This is a genomic window from Mesorhizobium sp. M2E.F.Ca.ET.209.01.1.1 (genome assembly GCF_004010375.2).
GTDB lineage: Bacteria > Pseudomonadota > Alphaproteobacteria > Rhizobiales > Rhizobiaceae > Mesorhizobium.
The window spans coordinates 1-316 of the sequence record NZ_SADP02000843.1 but is presented as its reverse complement, the minus strand read 5'-3'; the positions used below and the strand labels follow the sequence as shown (position 1 = coordinate 316).

General features: G+C 59.8%; 1 protein-coding gene. It reads right to left on the bottom strand.

Annotation, left to right across the window (positions count from 1 at the left end):
• Positions 1-294 (bottom strand): hypothetical protein (locus EN852_RS41965; protein ID WP_210238324.1); only part of this gene is annotated, 294 nt, incomplete at its 3' end.
• Between the last annotated feature and the right edge of the window lie 22 nt (positions 295-316).

Here is a 316-nt window from a genome sequence, read left to right as displayed (position 1 = left end):
GCGATGTCGGGGATCCCAGACCACCCGGTGGCGATAGGCTGGAAGGTAATAGCCCGCCGCGACCACGTCGATCACGGCCCAAACTTCACGCGGCAAATAGACGGGCATGATGAGATTTAATATCGCCGCGGCAAAGAGCGTCCAAGCCGAAGGGCGATTTTCAGGACCCGAACGCGAGACCATGGCACCCGCAATAGCTGCTAGCGAAAAAGCGCCAGGACGCGAGGTAATTGATGGCCAGGACGCCAATGCTAGCAGCATTGCAATGGCGATTACGACTGCGACGAGGCGCATCGGCCCACCTGGCCAAGCCAGA